Below are 16,681 nucleotides of genomic sequence, written 5' to 3'. Positions count from 1 at the left end.
GCGGTTATGGGCATGAGAAACGGGGAAGCTGGAACGGGTTGCGAATGCTGTTTGGCGCAAACTCCAGCGTGACCTGATGTCCGTCGACGTTGAAGGTGGCCTGACGGCTCAGGCTACCCGCGCCCGGGCTGGTGCTCGCTTTATCGAAGAAGCGGTTGAGCGCCCAGGCGCCGTTGGTGACCAGCGTCGCCGTGCTGCCGTTCGCCAGCCCCAGCTGCATGCGTACCTGGTTGGTGCCGCCCGGCCCCGGCCAGTTCATGATCTGCACGGCCTGCGGACCGTGGCTGTAGCGCAGCAGCTGGCCGTCAACGTCCAGGGTCAGGTTCAGAATGGTGTTATCCATTCGCACGGTGCGAACCGTCACCTTGAAGGACGGCGTCGTTGCGCCATTAGCAAAGAAGGCGTCGCGAATCGACTGGGCCTGCTGGAACGGTCTCAGCAACCCTTCACTTCCCGGCAGCGTTTTCCCGTCAATGCCCGGCATAAAGCGCCAGTTGGCCTGCGTGGTGTCCACCTTATTGGTCAGATTGTCGCGGAAGAAAGCGTCCATCAGCCCGGTACCCGGCGCAAACATGCGCGCGAGATCGTCAGGGGTGACCTCGGTGCCGGCGCTGCGTACCAGCGGGTAGCGACCGGCAATCGCCTGACGGCAGAAACCGCCCACTTCAACGTTAATTCGCTTACGCACGTTTTCCAGATCACGACGCTGGGTATCGCTGCTGGCGCCCACCGCCATGTTGCTGAACATGGTTTGCAGCCCGCCCGGCAGACGACCGGCGCTGGCCTGCAGACGGCTGATCGCCTCCCCACCCGGTGCCGGCATACCGCTGTTGGCCGCGTCCTGGACGGCGGTCAGGTAGCGATAGAGTTCATCCACCTGCTTGAGAAAATCATCAAACACGATGGTCTTCCCCCCCTTCTCCAGCGGCTGCGCCAGCTCAATCATCGGCGCATAGTGGTCGGTGACCAGCTGTTCCGGCGCCTGGGTGACCACGGCGGCCTGGGTCGGCGCTGCGTCACTGTTGCTGAACAGGGCTTCCAGCGTACGGGTAGCGCGGTTGCTTTGATCCTGCGCTTTGCCTGCATCTTCTGGCGCTGGCGCATTGCGTGACAGCGTCAGGACCTGGCTCAGGTTCTGCACCAGACGACGCAGCGGCGAATTGCCGCCGGAGAGCAGGCGCGCGGTGTTGATGCGCTGGGAAAGGTCGGCGCTGTTATTGAGCTGAATGTCGGCGAGGAAGCGATCCCAGTTGGCGATAAAGTCGCGCATGTAGAGCTGGCGCACGGCGTTATCGATCTGCTGTTTATCCTCCTGCGCCGTCGCGGCCCCCAGCACCCAGGCGTCATCCTCGTGCAGGGCGGTGGTCACGCTGTCAATCTGGCCGTTAAAGCTTTTCCAGTAGCCGTCCGGCGTATACAGACCCGGTACGCCTTCGCTCACCGGCTTGCCGCTTTTGCGGGAAAATACCAGCTCGCTCTGCGGTCCGCCCAGGTCGGAAAGGGAGACCGGCTTCAGGTTGTCATCATGTTCCAGCAGGCGCTTGAGGCGACCGTATACGCGCGTGGAGAGCGGCTGCTGGTTGATCATCGCTCTTTCGCGGGCAACCAGAGATTCATCCTGCGCGTACGGCGAGGCCTGAATTTTCGGTTCCAGCAGCTGCGTCAGGTGCCATTCAAGCTGCTGCAGCTGCGCCTTCGTGACGTTCTGAGGCAGATTCCGCTGCAGATTGAGCATCACCCACGAATGCAGGAATTTGCCGTCATAGTGCTTCGGCTGATACAGCATCTGATAGGCTTTCAGCGCTTCATAGCTGTATTCCACATCGCTGCCGTTGTCGTTGCGAAGCCAGGTAGTGATGTGCATGGCAACGGCAGGGAGCAGCATCTGATCCAGCGCTTTCTGGTACAGAGACTGCGCGGCATCGCTAACGTCATCCCCGCGATAGAGCCCCATACGGCGGGATACGGGCGGATCGTTCACATCAAACGCGTCGCTTTTCGGCAGGTCAACCAGCCCGTTCAGCAGCGGCAGCAGATCGAACAGATCGCGCTGCGGCTGGTTCTGTAACGCTTTGCTCTGCTGGTCGAGCAGCGGAACCTTCGCATCCACCTCTGCCAGATAGGTTTTGTTCTTGGCATAGCTGGTGAGCCACAGACCGCCGAGGATAACCAGCAGGGCCAGCAGCGCCGCGTAGCCGGACCAGATCACCGCCCGGTTGCGCAGCTCCCACCAGCGGTTTTCCCCTGCGATCCCTGCTTCCTGGAAGATGACGTTTTGCAGCAGATTCTTAATGAAGAAACTCTGGCCTTTTGCGCCCGGGATAGGCGCTTCTTTGCTGACCGAATCCCAGTTATCCGCCTCGCCCCCTTCCGGCAGCGACAGGGCGCGGTTCAGTTCGCCCATCACGCGGTCGAACGGCATGCCTTCCTGCGTCCCGCTGGCGAAGTAGATCCCGCGCGGAGAGAACTCGGTTTCGAAGTTGGAGCGGGCAAAGACCGTGCTCAGGTAGTCTGCCAGCAGCGGACGCAGCGCGGCGAACTCCTGCGGGAAGAGATACGCTTCTGCGCGGGTTTTCGCGTCATGCTCTTTCAGCATGGTTTCCGGCAGCCCGGCATCAAGGCGCTGCTGTAGCAGAGAAAACTCCTGCTGGAAGTTGCCCATCAGGTCGTAATCAGCGTGTTTGGTTTGCTCCCACGGCAGCGTAAAGCCCCAGATCTGGTCGCGCTGCGCTTTATCGTAGTCGGCAAACCACGCGCGGAAGCCTTTAAGCAGGTCGGCCTTGGTCACCATCACGTACACCGGGAAGCGGATACCCAGCTGCTCATGCAGCTCGGACAGACGCTGGCGCAGGTTCACCGCCTGCTGGCGGGACGCCTCGGCGGACTGGGTGAGCAGGTCAGAAATGCTGATGGTGATGATGACGCCGTTGATCGGCTGGCGGCGGCGATACTTACGCAGTAACCCCATGAACTCCAGCCATTCGCCGGCGTCCTGCACCTGCTCGCTCTCCTGGGTGGTATAGCGGCCCGCCGTGTCCAGCAGCACCGCCTCATTGGTGAACCACCAGTCGCAGTTGCGCGTGCCGCCAATTCCCCGCAGCGCGGTCTTACCGAAACGATCGGCCAGCGGGAACTGCAGCCCGGAATTGACCAGCGCCGTGGTTTTACCGGAGCCCGGCGCGCCGATAATGACGAACCACGGCAGCTGATAGAGATATTGCGTGCTGAAGCGCTGCGTCCACTGGGCGCCCTGGCCCGCTTTGCTGAAGTGCGCTTTTTTAAGCATCTGCGCGGCTTCATCAAAACGGCTGGCGAGGATCTGCTCCTCGCTGTTCAGCCGCTTCTGCGGATCCGCCGCTTCCGGGCTGGCGGTATTCTCCTTGAGCTTGTCCATCAGCTTGCGGTTCAGCCAGGCGTTGTACAGGCGCGGCAGAATGTGGCCCTGCGCCCAGAGCAGATAGACCACGGCAATGCTGATAATACGGTTTTGCTCAGACTCAAGCGGTCGGGTGTCCACGATGGACAACAGGGGACCAATCATCCAGATCACCGCCGCCAGCGCCGTGACGCCGAGGAAGCTCCACAGAATGCGGTTGGTCAAAATGGAAAGAAGTGTAGTCAGCATTCCTTAGTTTCCTTGCGGCAATCCGTTCAGCTCAGCCTGAGTGTTTTCAGGCGACACCAGCAGAGTAATTTCCACACGGCGGTTACGGGCGCGATTTTCAGGCGTCGTGTTCGGCGCCACCGGGTTAATCTCGCCCCGCCCTTCCGCTTTCACGCGGCCAGGCTGAGAGAGGCTTCCCTGCAGCATTTTCTGTACCGAGCGGGCGCGTTCAAGAGAGAGTTCATAGTTAGAGGCAAAGCGCGCGCTGCGGATCGGCACATTGTCGCTGTAGCCCACCACCAGAATTTTGCCGCTGACGTTATTCATCGCCTGCGCAATGCGGTGGATGACCGGTTCATAGCGGTCACGCACGACGGTAGAGGCAGAAGCAAACAGCCCGTCACCCTTCAGGATAACGACGCTGCGATCCGCTTCGTCTTTCACCGCGACCAGGCCAGCCTCGATTTCAGGTTTCAGGAAGCCGCGCAGGTTCAGCACAGCCGGAAGCTGACGCGCCGGTTGCTGAATAGTGGTTTCCGGCAGCTGAGACTGATAAATCTTCGCCAGCACCGGGTTGGTGTTATCGCCAAGACGCCAGTTAAGCACGATATAAAACAGGCAGGCGATAAACCCGGCCAGCGCCACGCAGGCCCACAGGGGAACCATCGGCCGCCAGAGTTTGCGCAGCACCGGACGATCTTCCGGATGGGGTGAAAGCGGCGGCGGATAGCTGCCGCGCACGCCGCGGATCATCTGCCACAGCCGCTGCTTGATGGTTTCAAGCTGGGTGCGGCCGTTATCCAGCACCCGATAGCGTCCTTCGAAGCCCAGCAGCAGGCAGTAGTTGATCATCTCCAGCAGCAGAATGTGCTCGCGCGGGTTTTGCGACAGGCGCGCCAGCAGCTGGAAGAACTTCTCGCCACCCCAGGTTTCGTTATGGAACGTCACCAGCAGACCGTTGCTTGACCAGACGCCGCTGCTGCCCCAGGGGGTGAGCGCGGCGGCCTCATCGAGCGCCGTACACAGGCAGTAACGAGCCCCGACGATCACTTCGTAGGGCAGTCCCGCCTGCTGGCAGCGGACTTCGAAACGGCGAATCTCATCAATCAGGCGCTGGCGTAACGCCACCTGATCGTCATGGGAGATCGAGTGACGGATCTGCGGAATCGCATTGAGCAGCGGATTGGCGGCCGCCACCAGCTGATTGTTGCTACTGGCTCCGGTAAAGGCGGCATCACTGCCGGTGTCCTGTCGTTCCTGCATATTAAGCGCTCGCTTTATTATTCTGTCGGGCTACGGATGGCCCAAAACTCCATATCCAGCCCCGGGAATTCCCCTGCAAGATGCAGGGCGAATGCACCGGACTTATCCATCTCGTGCCACAGCTCGCTGCCCTTCTCCAGTTCAAAGTAGCTATAGCCGGCATGCCACGGGATCTGCGGCGGCGCGACCGGCATGGCGCGCAGCATAATGCCCGGCAGCTGAAGCTGAACCAGATCGCGGATTTTCGAGACCGGCGCGACCTTCATCTGCGCCGGGAAATGGGTTTGCAGGTGTTCGCCTGGCACGTTGGCTTTAACCGCCAGCACGAAGCCGAACTCACGCACCATGCTGGTTTCAGGCACCGTGGCGATGTTCAGGCCGTGAGAGCGTTCGTTAAGCGGCAGCTGAATCGCGTGGTCTTCCATCACCAGCGACAGCCCCTGACGCAGCATCAGCATCAGCTTGCTGAAGCAGTTTGCCAGATCGTCATGATCGTAAATCGGCAGCACGCTTTCAGCGGTACGCTGGGACGTCCAGGTGGCGAGCTCGGTCGCGAACGGCAGCCAGCTGCGCCAGAGCGTTTCTGGATGCAGCAGCGGGAGGGTTTTTAAATGAGAAACCTCGCCCAGATGACGGTTAACCAGCGACAGCAGCGTGAACTCAATCAGCTCGGAGGTATTAAAGCGACCGGGCTGGCGCAAACGACCGCCAATTTGCTGGCTGCGCTGTACCAGCAGACCGTGCAGATCGTTGATCATGCTGTAGATCTGCGGGCTGTTGTTGGCGTTGAGCATCGGCGGGATGTAGCTGTTGTCGAGCCGCACGTGGTTGTCGTTACGCTTCTCGGTCACAAACGCCACGCCGATGGCGGTCCACTCTGCCGTGAGGTCTTTTTCCAGCATCAGGGTCAGACGCAGGCGGCCAAACTGGACGGTGGCATCCCCCACCGACATGGCGTTATCGTCTTCCACCTCTTGCTCGAAAGCGATGAAGCGCGCCAGCGAGGCCGGTTCTTCGCTAAAAATTACCTCTTCTCTCTCGCCACGACGTACCGGCAGCGCAAGCACCACCTTTTCGTTAGTGAGATTGTCAGGAATTTTCAGCGGTGCAGGGCCGTTGCGCCCGTTACGTACCTGGAAAAAGGTGCCGTCCGGCAGCAAACCGCTGCAGTAGCTCAGGGCAATGCATCCCTGACGAAGCATCGCTTCATCCAGTTCAACGTCGAGAAAGCCCCAGAGATACGACCGCTGTAGTGCGCCCCATTCACGAACATGGTTGAGCAGATAGCTTTCAGTCCGCTGAAAATGGTGTGGACGCAGGAACATGCCTTCGGTCCAGACGACCTTTTCTGCTTTCGTCATGATGATGTGTTTCCTGTTTTGAAGCGCGTTACTGGCTGATGACACGAATGCCGTTCACGTCGAGAAAAACGTTGGCCTGAAGTTCATCTGCGGACCATTTCCAGAACTGGTAGATATGATTTTCGCCAGGCACAGGCAGAGGGAGTGAAACGCGCCATTTTTTGCCATCCAGCACCTGATACTCCGCCATCACGCCGATGTAACGGGCCTCCGGAGAGCTTTGCCCGCTGAGGGTTTTGGACAGCTGTCCCGGCATCAGGAAGAACACGTCGCTGTTCAGCAGATTCGCGCCAAGCGTGGCTGACGCGTTGTTCTGCAGGGAGTAGAAGTCGCTGGACATGAAATCCGCATCGGATTTCAGCAACAGCACCCGGACCTTAAGCGGCGCAGATTCATTGATTTGTGGATGAGCCTGAAACTGCAGATTGTAGCGGGAGGGGTCGCTGTGTGAAGACGACGTACAACCACTGACCAGGGCGAAAATCGCCGCGTAAAAGAATAACCACAGCTTATGAAAATTTTTATTATTCATAAAAATGCGCTCATGAAAGCCGTTTAGTTCAGGATCCAGGTACCGTTAGCGCTGTCTTTGCAGGCTTTGCTGTTGCCATCGACATCGACACAGGTCGCTTTTTTACGCGCCTTTGGACGAATGGCCTGTTTACGCACGGCGGCGTCGTACTGGTCGGCCTTGATGACGGCGCGCATCGGGACGTAACCAATCAGCTGATCGTTGCCTTCGTCGGCAAGCGCCATCCAGTAGTGTTCAACCTGCCCCAGCACCACGTACGTTTTTCCGGTCTCGAGATTACGGATAACTTTGCCGCCGAAGTCAGGTCGGCTCATCAGGGAAGCCGGATACATGGCACGATACGGCTCGTTGACCGGCGTGAACTCCGTCGGCGGCGTCACAGCGTGACGGTGGGTTAAGGTAACGCCGTTGACCTGGATGGTCTCGATCGTATCGTCATTGATCACAGGTTTTTGCGGCGCTTTACAGCCCGCCACCGCCATTACAAACAGAAGTGAAAACAGTACGCGCATTTTCATATGCTTTTCCGTAGCGATATTTCGATGATGGAGATAAGGGGATGAAGTTTGACTTAAGTGCTATTGTTAAAATAGCCAGGATATTTTCGGGGCGTTACTATGTTAAGGGCATAGCTACCGCACGAGCCCTTCAGAATAAGGCCCAGCATCTTCCTGACATATTTTGACAAACGGTAAGCAAGTTTACATGAGCTTCGCATCAATTCAATATTTACCGCCGCGTAACTGTTGGTAAATGAAGCAGTCGGAAAATTATAGGATTAATCCTATGAAAAAAAACGATTTGCCCCCCCCTTTCTTATTTCCTCACTGCAAAACCACATAACATGATGTTTTATCTATTAAAAACACAAAAGAGAACCACTTTCATTAACGCAATAACGCTATTATCGCCACTACCATAATTAGTAGAATTCGCGTTTTTTTGATGTCAAAGGAATATATCTCCGATGAATTATTTGTTGCACTAACAAGGTATCTTTAATATTGAACACGCTTCATCACCTGGCTGGGAATATTTCACTTATGCAGCGCTACGTTAATTTCACGTCGCAAAAAAACTGTATATTCACGCGTTGAGAATTCCACAGTAAGGTATACCTTATATCTATTATTCATTAAGCCTGAGTAAACCTTCCTGTCATTTCCTCAAACCCAAAATGCCTCCAGAAGCCCGCCAGACGTGAATCGTGGCGATATCTCCAGCGCATCAGCTTCATTCGAAGTTTTACTAGTACTACATCCTTCCTTACTCACCGCCATCTATCTCGCCTACCGACCGATAGATAAGATTTATTATTAAAATGATAAAATTTCGTTATAATTTCTTTAAATATTTAAACATCAATTCACATAAGCCGCTGTAATAAAAAGAATTTAAGATAAAGCACCTTTCCGCACCGCATGCGATTAGCCATACGGTCGTGATTGCTTTTGCTTATTGTCCTGTGCAGCGCTTTTATGGGTTCAGATGTTGTTGACCGAACAAATCAGGAGTGGGTATGAACAAGAAAAGACGCTCGGTGCCAGGCATCAGACACTATGACGGCCCTGCCGGCGGCTGGGGGGCACTAAAAGCGACGGCCATCGCGGTACGTACCCAAATGGATACCCTTGACGCTCCCGCGACGCTGCTGCGCACCAACCAGCCTGATGGCTTCGACTGCCCGGGCTGCGCGTGGCCTGATAAAGAACACAAATCGACGTTCCAGTTCTGCGAGAACGGCGCCAAAGCGGTGACCTGGGAAGCGACCAGCAAACGCGTCACCCCCGCGTTTCTGGCTGAAAACAGCGTCTCCTCGCTGCTGGCAAAATCGGACTTTGAGCTGGAAGGCTACGGTCGACTGACGCACCCACTGCGCTATGATCGGGCGAGCGACACCTTCCGCCCCGTCGACTGGGACGAGGCGTTTCAACGCATCGGCGAAGTATTGCGCGGGCTCGAGCCGGATCAGGTCGAGTTCTATACCTCAGGACGCGCCTCTAACGAAGCGGCGTATCTGTTCCAGCTGTTTGCTCGCGAATACGGCACCAACAACTTCCCCGACTGCTCGAATATGTGTCACGAGGCCACCAGCGTCGGTTTACCGCGTTCAATTGGCATCGGAAAAGGCACCGTTTCGCTGGACGACTTCGATAAGACCGAGCTGGTGCTCTCCATCGGCCACAACCCCGGCACCAACCATCCGCGAATGATGGGGACCCTCCACGAGCTGGCCCGCCGGAACGTGCCGATTATCGTCTTTAACCCGCTGCGCGAACGTGCCCTGGAACGTTTCGCCGACCCGCAAAGCGTGATTGAAATGGCAACCTACAGCTCCACAGATATCGCTTCGACCTATTTCCAGGTGAAGGCCGGGGGCGATGCCGCCGCGCTGAAAGGCATTGCCAAACACCTGCTGGAAATGGAGGCCGAACGCAGTGACGTGCTGGACCACGCATTTATTGCCGAACACACCCAGGGCATTGAGGCGTTCGCCGCCGATATCGCGCAAACCCGCTGGGACGAGATCGAGCGCGAGTCGGGTCTGAGCCAGGCGGCGCTCAAAAAGGTCGCCGAAGCCTATGCAAAATCGAAGGCCACGATCATTACCTACGGGATGGGGATTACGCAGCACAACAAAGGTACGGCGAACGTCCGCCTGATTGCCGACGTGCTGCTGCTGCGGGGGAATATCGGGAAACCTGGCGCGGGAATATGCCCGCTGCGCGGCCACTCAAACGTGCAGGGGAACCGTACCGTCGGGATCAGCGAGAAACCCACACCGGCATTCCTTAATCGCCTGAAGGACGTGTTCGGCTTTGAGCCACCGTCGCACCACGGACACGACGCGGTGCAGGCCACGCAGGCGATGATCGACGGCCGCGCGAAAGCGCTCATCTGCCTCGGCGGCAATTTTGCCGTCGCGATGCCCGATCACGAGCGGGGTTTTCCGGCGATGGGTAACCTGGATTTGAGCGTGCACGTCGGCACCAAGCTCAACCGTACCCATCTGCTGGTGGGCAAAGAGACCTTTATTTTCCCGTGTCTTGGCCGTACCGAGCTGGATGTTCAGGCCACCGGCCGCCAGTCCATTACCGTCGAAGACTCCATGTCGATGGTGCATGCTTCATCCGGCAAGCTGAAGCCTGCATCGCCGTTGCTTCGGTCAGAACCCGCTATCGTCGCGGGCATGGCGAAAGCCACCCTGCCGGATACCCGCGTGGACTGGCTGACGCTGGTTGAGGATTACGACCGCATCCGCGATCTGATCGAGCAGACCATTCCGGGGTTTGAGAACTATAACGCGCGGATCCGCGTTCCCGGTGGTTTCCGTATGCCACTGCCACCGACGCAACGTATCTGGCCAACGGCGACGGGAAAAGCGATGTTCTCGGTGTTCGACGGGGTTCACGAGAACGCCAGCGGTGAAGGTGAGCATGTTCTGCGCCTGATCACGCTGCGCAGCCACGACCAGTACAACACCACCATTTACGCCCTGGACGACCGCTACCGTGGCGTATTTGGCCGTCGCGACGTGCTGTTTATGAACGAAGACGATATGGCGCAGTCAGGGCTGGAACACGGCGACCGCGTGGATATCGAAACCGCCCTGCCCGGCAGCGTTCAGCGTCTGAAAGACATTACCGTGGTGGCGTACAACATCGCGCCGGGGACCGTCGGCGCCTATTATCCGGAAGCCAACGTGCTGGTACCGCTTGATTATCTGGATAAGGACAGCGGTACGCCGTCGTATAAATCCGTTCCGGTTCGCATCACCCTGCGCTCAAAAGAGATCCGCATGCTGTAAGGCTGTTCGCGCAGAGAAAAAGATGGATATTAAACAGTTAAAATATTTAATCGCGCTCGACGAGACCCGCCATTTTGGCAAGGCTGCCTCGCAGTGCAACATTACCCAGCCGACCCTCTCCATGCGCATCCGCAGCCTGGAGGAGGAGCTCGGGCTGGTATTGATTGTGCGCGGGCAGCGCTTTGAAGGGTTTACGCCGGAGGGTGAACGCATCCTCGCGTGGGCCCGCTCGCTGCTGGCCGCGCATGACGGGCTACAGGCGGAAGCCGCGCTGTGCAAAGGCCAGGTGGTGGGCGAACTCCGTCTGGGGATGGTGCCGCTGGCGAGCGTGGATCCGATGATTTTTATTCGCCATTTGACGCAAAAATACCCGGAGCTGACCTACAGCCTCTATTCTATGTCCTCCGCGCAGATTGCCGACGGCGTCAGCCGCAATCAGCTTGAGCTGGGAATTTGCTACCTCAACAGCATTGACACCAGCCAGTTCGATATTATCCAGCTTCCCAAAACGAAGATGGGCCTGCTGCACGACGTCCGTCATTTCCAGCTCGGCCAGGAGACATTGACCTGGCGCGATCTGACGGATTTTCCGCTGGGGTTCCTGACCAAAGGGATGCACTACCGGGCGCATATGGAGGCCGGCTTTAAGTCTCTCGGCATTGAACCGACGGCCGTTTTCGAGAGCGACTCGACGTTCCAGATCATTCAGGCGGTTCAGAGCGGCGTATGCTGCGCCGTCATGCCGCTGAACAACGGGCTGGAAGCACTGAACAGCCATTTCAGGATTGTCCCCATCGCTGACGCGAACATTGAGGCCCCTGTCGGCCTGATTATGCGCAGACAAAAGCCTATCTCCTCGCTGGCGCTGCGCTGTTTTACCGACGCGCAGGAGATTTATCACGCGGACAATGAGGCGTAGGCCTCGCGCGTCACCACGCTAAAACCGCCGATCAGCACCGCGTCACAAATCGCCCGATGTTCCGGTGAACTGACCAGCGCATGGAGCGCATCGCGAATGGCGTTTAGCGTTTCAGGTGAGGTGTTATGCGAAGCGATCAGCGGCAGTCCCGGCGTCAGCGGGGTATGGTCAATGATCGCCAGCCCCGCAAGCCGTTCCGGCTCATGGCGCTGCAGCAGTGCCCAGGTTACGCAGTCGATGGCCGCGATATCCCCTGCCCCGCGTTTCACATCAATCAGCGACTGGCGATGGCTGCCGCTAAAGGACGTTTGCGCGAAAAATGGACCGCCACTCAACAGGGGAGCCACTTTTTTTCGCAGCGCATTGTAGCCAGACTGGGAATCCGCAGAGTTACAGACCGCCCGTCGTCCGCGAAAGTCCGCCAGCGTCAGGTGTCGATCCTCCTCGCGCACCACCAGAAAGCTGCGGTACTGGATCCCTTCGCAGCCCGGTGCCGTGTAGTGAAAACAGCCGACCACCTGCACGTCCGGGAGCTGCGTGACCAGCGGGTAACCACAGGTCTGGCTAAGGATAAGCCCGGGCTGTTGCCAGTGCGTGAGCAGATCGGACTCCGGCCAGTCGGGGACATCATCGACGGGCACACCGCGTGCAGCCAGCAATCCCTTAACCGCCAGCCAGAGCGCGCGCGTGTCGGCGCGATCCACCGCATACATGGGAAACGCCAGCAGGTTACTCATACCCTTCCCCCTGTTGTTTTCCGGGGTGAACGGTGACGTCGACGGGTCTGACCCAGAACCGGCGCAGCCATTCACCGTAGCCCCTGACGAGAAAACCACGGTTTCGCTCCCGGTACGCCTCCCGGTTTTGCTGGTAGATCGTCTTCAGCCCGTACCAGGGAACGCCCGGCAGATCGTGATGTACTGAATGGTAGTTGAGATTCAAAAACAGCACCCGCCAGAACAGCCCGGCCTCGTTAATGACGGAGCGCGCCAGCGGATCGTCCGCCGCACGATGTTCGAAAAACGATCGCACCTTGGTCAGCGCGAGCGCGGGATAACTGACCGCAAGCACGAACCAGACGGGTGAAAAATCGATATGCGTCATCCAGACGAAGAGTACCGCCAGCAGCGTGATGTGAACCAGCCACATCGTCATCGCCCTCAGGTGAAGATGACGAAACGCCGCCGCGGCGCTGCCCAGCGTCTGGACGATATCCAGCAGCGGCGCCAGCAGAAGCCGACCGGCAAAGGTATTTCGGGCCCGGATCAGGCGCTTCTGCCTGGGAGAAAAGCGCCCCCAACTCTCGTCGGTAAAATAGTACGACTCCGGGTCATCCACCGGATGGGTCAGGCTATGGTGCCGATGATGGGCAAGATGGGAGTCCCGGTACAGGCCGTACGGATACCAGACCGCCAGCGGGAGCGTGCCAAACAGCTGGTTAAGCCAGGCAAAACGCGTGGGGTGTCCGTGGATCAGCTCATGCTGCAGGGACATGTACCAGGCGCTAAACCAGACGAGCAGCAGCGTGGCGGGCAGCAGGCCGAGCGTTTGCCAGAACGTCAGCGTGCCAAACCAGCCTGCATAAACAGTGATAATCAAAAGCCAGGTGGGCAGTTCGCTTCGCCATATAAAACCCGATGCGAGATGGCGGATTTGTTCGCGTTGTTGCGGATGTAAATAGAGGGAGCTTCGTTGACTCATTTCTTCGGACGCCGTTTCGCCAGAGACAGAGCCCTGACGATCGGGGATAACGCCTGAAATAACAAAGAACTTAAATCGCTTTGCTTTGCCAGAAACACAGAGCGCACGCGTTGCTTGACTTATTCTGTGATAAAGGTACTTTTCAGGACATGAAGAAGATCCTGATTATCGTTCCCGACGGCGGCATGCTGTTTGAAGCCGCCGGTATCGCCGACATTCTGATGCAGGCCAACCGGCTGCATCCGGAAGGGCTTGCGCAGCCCCGCTACCGGATTATCATCGCCACCACGCAGCCTCACCAGGTGATCCACGGCCAGTCCGGCCTGAACCTGCTGGCGGACTATCGTCTGCCAGAGCTGGATCCGCGTGAACCGCTGGATACCATTATCATCACCGGGCGCGGCATGAACGAGCTGGAGAGTACGGCGGTGGTCGACTGGCTGCATCTCGCTGCGCCGCATGCCCGGCGGGTAGCCTCTATCTGCGGCGGCGCGATGCTGCTGGCCCAGACCGGCTTGCTGGACGGTCGTCGCGCCACCACCCACTGGCGGCTGCTGGAGACGATGCAAACCCAGTATCCGGCTATCCACGTCGAAGGCGGTCCGCTGTATATTCAGGACGGCCCCATCTGGACCTCCGGCGGCGTAAGCTCCGGGTTCGACCTGACCCTGGCGCTGGTGGAGGACGACTACGGATTTACCCTCGCCCGCGACGTGGCGCAGGATATGGTGATGTATCTGCGTCGTCCCGGCGGCCAGCTGCAGTTCAGTCGTTACAGCCTGCACCAGCCTGGCGCATCGGGCCCGATAAGCGAACTGCAAACCTGGATCCTGCAGAACCTCACCGCCGATCTGTGCGTGGAAAATCTGGCCGAGAAAGCGGCAATGAGTCCGCGTAACTTCACCCGCGTGTTTACCCGCGAGGCCGGGGTCTCTCCTGCCCGCTACGTGACCGAAGCGCGTCTGGCCGCCGCCCGCCAGCTGCTTGAGCAGACCCATGACTCCCTGGAGCGCGTTGCTGAGCAAAGCGGGTTTGGCACCAGCATTAATTTGCGCCGCATCTTTGAGAAACAGCTTCACCTTACCCCCGGCGAGTACCGCCAGCGATTCCACTGCCGCAAGATGGCGTAATCTGATCCTTTTTTGTCGTTTACGCCAACCGGCCCGACGCCTACAGTGACTCCAGACAACAGAGATAAGGAGTGCACCATGGTTAAGGTCGGTATTAACGGTTTCGGCCGTATCGGACGTAATTTCCTGCGCGCGGCGCTAGGTAACCCGGATCTGCAGATTGTGGCCATCAACGATCTGACGGACAGTAAAACCCTCGCCCACCTGCTGAAACATGATTCCCTTCTGGGCAAGCTGCCCGCACCCGTTGAAGCGGCTGACGGCGCGCTGCAGGTAGACGGGCAGCGGATCACGGTGTTTAGCGAACGCGATCCGGCGAATATTCCGTGGCGTGATGTCGGCGCCGACGTGGTGATTGAGGCCACGGGCTTCTTTACCGAGCGGGAGAAAGCGGCGGTACATATCACCCACGGCGGCGCTAAGCGCGTCATCATTTCCGCCCCCGGGAAGAACGACGACCTGACGATTGTGATGGGCGTTAACCATGACCAGTACGATCCCGCCCGGCACACAGTAGTGAGCAACGGGAGTTGCACCACCAACGGTCTGGCACCGGCCGCTCAGGTGCTGCACAAGCAGTTCGGGATTGAGCATGGCCTGATGAACACGACGCACGCCTACACCAACAGTCAGGCGCTGCACGATCAGCCGGAGAAAGATCTGCGTGGCGCACGCGCGGCGGCGCTGTCGATTGTGCCCTACTCCAGCGGCGCGGCGAAAGCGCTGGGGAAAGTCATCCCCTCCCTGGACGGCAAGCTGACCGGGTACTCCCTGCGCGTGCCGGTTCCGGTGGTGTCGATTGTGGATTTAACCGTGACGCTGAGCCGCAACGTGACCGCCGAAGAGGTGAATGACGCGTTCCGCAACGCGGCTGCCAGCGGGCCCCTGAAAGGCATTCTGGGCTATAGCGATGAACCGCTGGTCTCCAGCGATTACCAGGGCGACCCGCGATCGTCGATTATCGACGGGCTTTCCACGCTGGTGATTGGCGGGAACATGGTGAAGATCCTGGCGTGGTATGACAATGAGTGGGGCTTCTCCAACCGCCTGGTGGATCTGGCGGTGCTGATGGATAAGAAAGGGCTGTAAGCCTGAGGCCGGGTGGCGCAAACGCTCACCCGGCAAAAAATCATTCCGCTTTCACTTTCACACCCATAAACACAATCACCATCGCCATCACCAGCAGGAAACCACTGCCCGCGAATACGCCGCTGGCGCCGTTGAGGTCAAATACCGCCCCGCCTCCGGCCGCACCGGCGCTTATCGCCAGCTGGATTGAGGCCACCAGCAGCCCCCCTGCACTTTCGGCTTCATCCGGGACAGTGGTAGCAAGCCAGGTTGACCAGCCCACCGGAACCAGGCCAAATGCAAAGCCCCACAGCGCGACCAGCAGCCCGTCCAGCATGGCCAGATGACCAAAGGCGACCATCATGAGCGCGAGTACGCCCATCGCAAACGGCACCAGCGCCAGCGTCAGGCGCAGATTGCGTGCCAGCAGATGCCCGGCAACGGATGTGCCCACAAAGTTGGCGATACCAAAGCCCAGCAGGATCAGTGAAATGGTCTCCACGCTCGCCTGCCCCACCGTTTCCAGGAACGGACGCAGGTAGGTAAAGAAGGCGAAATGGCCGCTGAAGATCAGAATGGTCGCCAGCATGCCGCCGATCATCCCCGGACGACGCAGCACGCGGAACAGCGTACTCAGGCTGCCGCTGCTCTCAGGTTTCATGGACGGCAGGACCCAGAGCTGCCACAGCAGCGCCAGCATGCTCGGCAGAATGCAGAGCACAAAGACGTTGCGCCAGCCGATCAGGCTGCCCAGATAGCTGCCCAGCGGCGCCGCGACTACCGTGGCAATCGATACGCTGGAGAAGATCACCGCCAGCGCTTTCGGCACTTTATCCGCCGGAACCAGACGCATCGTCGTGGCCGTCGACATCGCCCAGAATCCCCCGATGGCTACCCCCAGCAGCAGGCGCCCCATCAGCAGGACGTGCAGATTGGGCGCAAAGGCCACCAGCAGGCTGGAGATAATTTGCAGCACCGAGAAAAACATCAGCACCCAGCGACGGTCGATACTTTTGGTTGCCGGGGTGATCAGCAGCCCGGTCACCAGCGCCACCAGCGCGGTGGCGGTGACGGCCTGTCCGGCCATCCCCTCGGTCACGCCCAGGCTCGCGGCCATTGGCGTTAACAAACTGGCCGGCAGAAATTCTGCCGTAATCAAACCAAATACCCCCAGCCCCAGTGAATAAACGGCCCGCCAGGCGGGTTTTGCAGGCGCTACCGCCTCGCTCGCCGCGACACATGAACTCATCTGTTGATCTCCCGTTATAAAAATGTGACTACAGTCGCAAAAGAAT

General features: G+C 58.7%; 12 protein-coding genes. 4 read left to right on the top strand and 8 right to left on the bottom strand.

The features are described from left to right. Window positions 1–4 precede the first annotated feature (4 nt). From tssM to AC0TNG_RS08360, 5 genes are read right to left on the bottom strand one after another with little or no spacing between them, the layout of a single operon-like run. Entirely contained in the window at window positions 5–3,625 is a 3,621-nt protein-coding gene (gene tssM / locus AC0TNG_RS08380) for a type VI secretion system membrane subunit TssM (RefSeq protein WP_473713396.1), read from the bottom strand. 3 nt (window positions 3,626–3,628) lie between these two features. Then, window positions 3,629–4,867 carry a DotU family type VI secretion system protein gene (locus tag AC0TNG_RS08375; protein ID WP_024909830.1) on the bottom strand — a complete coding sequence of 413 codons (1,239 nt, stop codon included), beginning with the start codon at window positions 4,865–4,867 and terminating at the stop codon, window positions 3,629–3,631. 17 nt (window positions 4,868–4,884) lie between these two features. Then, on the bottom strand, window positions 4,885–6,228 hold the full coding sequence (gene tssK, locus AC0TNG_RS08370; protein WP_024909829.1) for a type VI secretion system baseplate subunit TssK: 1,344 nt from the start codon (window positions 6,226–6,228) through the stop codon (window positions 4,885–4,887). 28 nt (window positions 6,229–6,256) lie between these two features. Beyond that, on the bottom strand, window positions 6,257–6,760 hold the full coding sequence (gene tssJ / locus AC0TNG_RS08365; RefSeq protein ID WP_024909828.1) for a type VI secretion system lipoprotein TssJ: 504 nt from the start codon (window positions 6,758–6,760) through the stop codon (window positions 6,257–6,259). Between the two features lie 23 nt (window positions 6,761–6,783). Continuing rightward, window positions 6,784–7,278: an SH3 domain-containing protein gene (locus tag AC0TNG_RS08360; RefSeq protein ID WP_463727189.1), complete on the bottom strand. Its 495-nt coding sequence runs from the start codon at window positions 7,276–7,278 to the stop codon at window positions 6,784–6,786. A 1,001-nt stretch (window positions 7,279–8,279) separates the two neighbouring features. On the opposite strand from AC0TNG_RS08360, the gene AC0TNG_RS08355 reads away from it, so the two are divergent. Beyond that, complete coding sequence (locus AC0TNG_RS08355; RefSeq protein WP_473713395.1) at window positions 8,280–10,568, top strand: FdhF/YdeP family oxidoreductase; 2,289 nt, start codon at window positions 8,280–8,282, stop codon at window positions 10,566–10,568. A 22-nt stretch (window positions 10,569–10,590) separates the two neighbouring features. Continuing rightward, window positions 10,591–11,487 carry a LysR family transcriptional regulator gene (locus tag AC0TNG_RS08350; protein WP_024909825.1) on the top strand — a complete coding sequence of 299 codons (897 nt, stop codon included), beginning with the start codon at window positions 10,591–10,593 and terminating at the stop codon, window positions 11,485–11,487. On the opposite strand, the gene AC0TNG_RS08345 is transcribed toward AC0TNG_RS08350, so the two are convergent. Both AC0TNG_RS08345 and AC0TNG_RS08340 read right to left on the bottom strand, forming a co-directional pair. Then, entirely contained in the window at window positions 11,466–12,224 is a 759-nt protein-coding gene (locus tag AC0TNG_RS08345; RefSeq protein WP_024909824.1) for a phosphate/phosphite/phosphonate ABC transporter substrate-binding protein, read from the bottom strand. The genes AC0TNG_RS08350 and AC0TNG_RS08345 overlap by 22 nt on opposite strands. Further along, window positions 12,217–13,188: a fatty acid desaturase gene (locus tag AC0TNG_RS08340; protein WP_024909823.1), complete on the bottom strand. Its 972-nt coding sequence runs from the start codon at window positions 13,186–13,188 to the stop codon at window positions 12,217–12,219. The genes AC0TNG_RS08345 and AC0TNG_RS08340 overlap by 8 nt, the downstream gene beginning before the upstream one ends. A gap of 149 nt (window positions 13,189–13,337) precedes the next feature. Here AC0TNG_RS08340 and AC0TNG_RS08335 point away from each other — a divergent pair, with 149 nt between their 5' ends. Both AC0TNG_RS08335 and gap read left to right on the top strand, forming a co-directional pair. Next, a complete protein-coding gene (locus AC0TNG_RS08335) occupies window positions 13,338–14,318 on the top strand; it encodes a GlxA family transcriptional regulator (protein WP_024909822.1) in 981 nt (326 codons plus the stop codon). Between the two features lie 78 nt (window positions 14,319–14,396). After that, the gene (gene gap / locus AC0TNG_RS08330; RefSeq protein ID WP_024909821.1) at window positions 14,397–15,407 is read left to right on the top strand and encodes a type I glyceraldehyde-3-phosphate dehydrogenase; all 1,011 of its coding nucleotides are present in this window, start codon (window positions 14,397–14,399) and stop codon (window positions 15,405–15,407) included. A gap of 40 nt (window positions 15,408–15,447) precedes the next feature. Here the strand turns inward: gap and AC0TNG_RS08325 are convergent, their stop codons facing one another. After that, window positions 15,448–16,635, bottom strand: coding sequence for an MFS transporter (locus AC0TNG_RS08325; protein WP_024909820.1), 1,188 nt, complete (start codon window positions 16,633–16,635; stop codon window positions 15,448–15,450). Window positions 16,636–16,681 lie beyond the last annotated feature (46 nt).

The organism is Enterobacter sp. PL_is514 (assembly GCF_055816715.1).
This window is presented reverse-complemented; position numbering and strand designations above follow the sequence as displayed.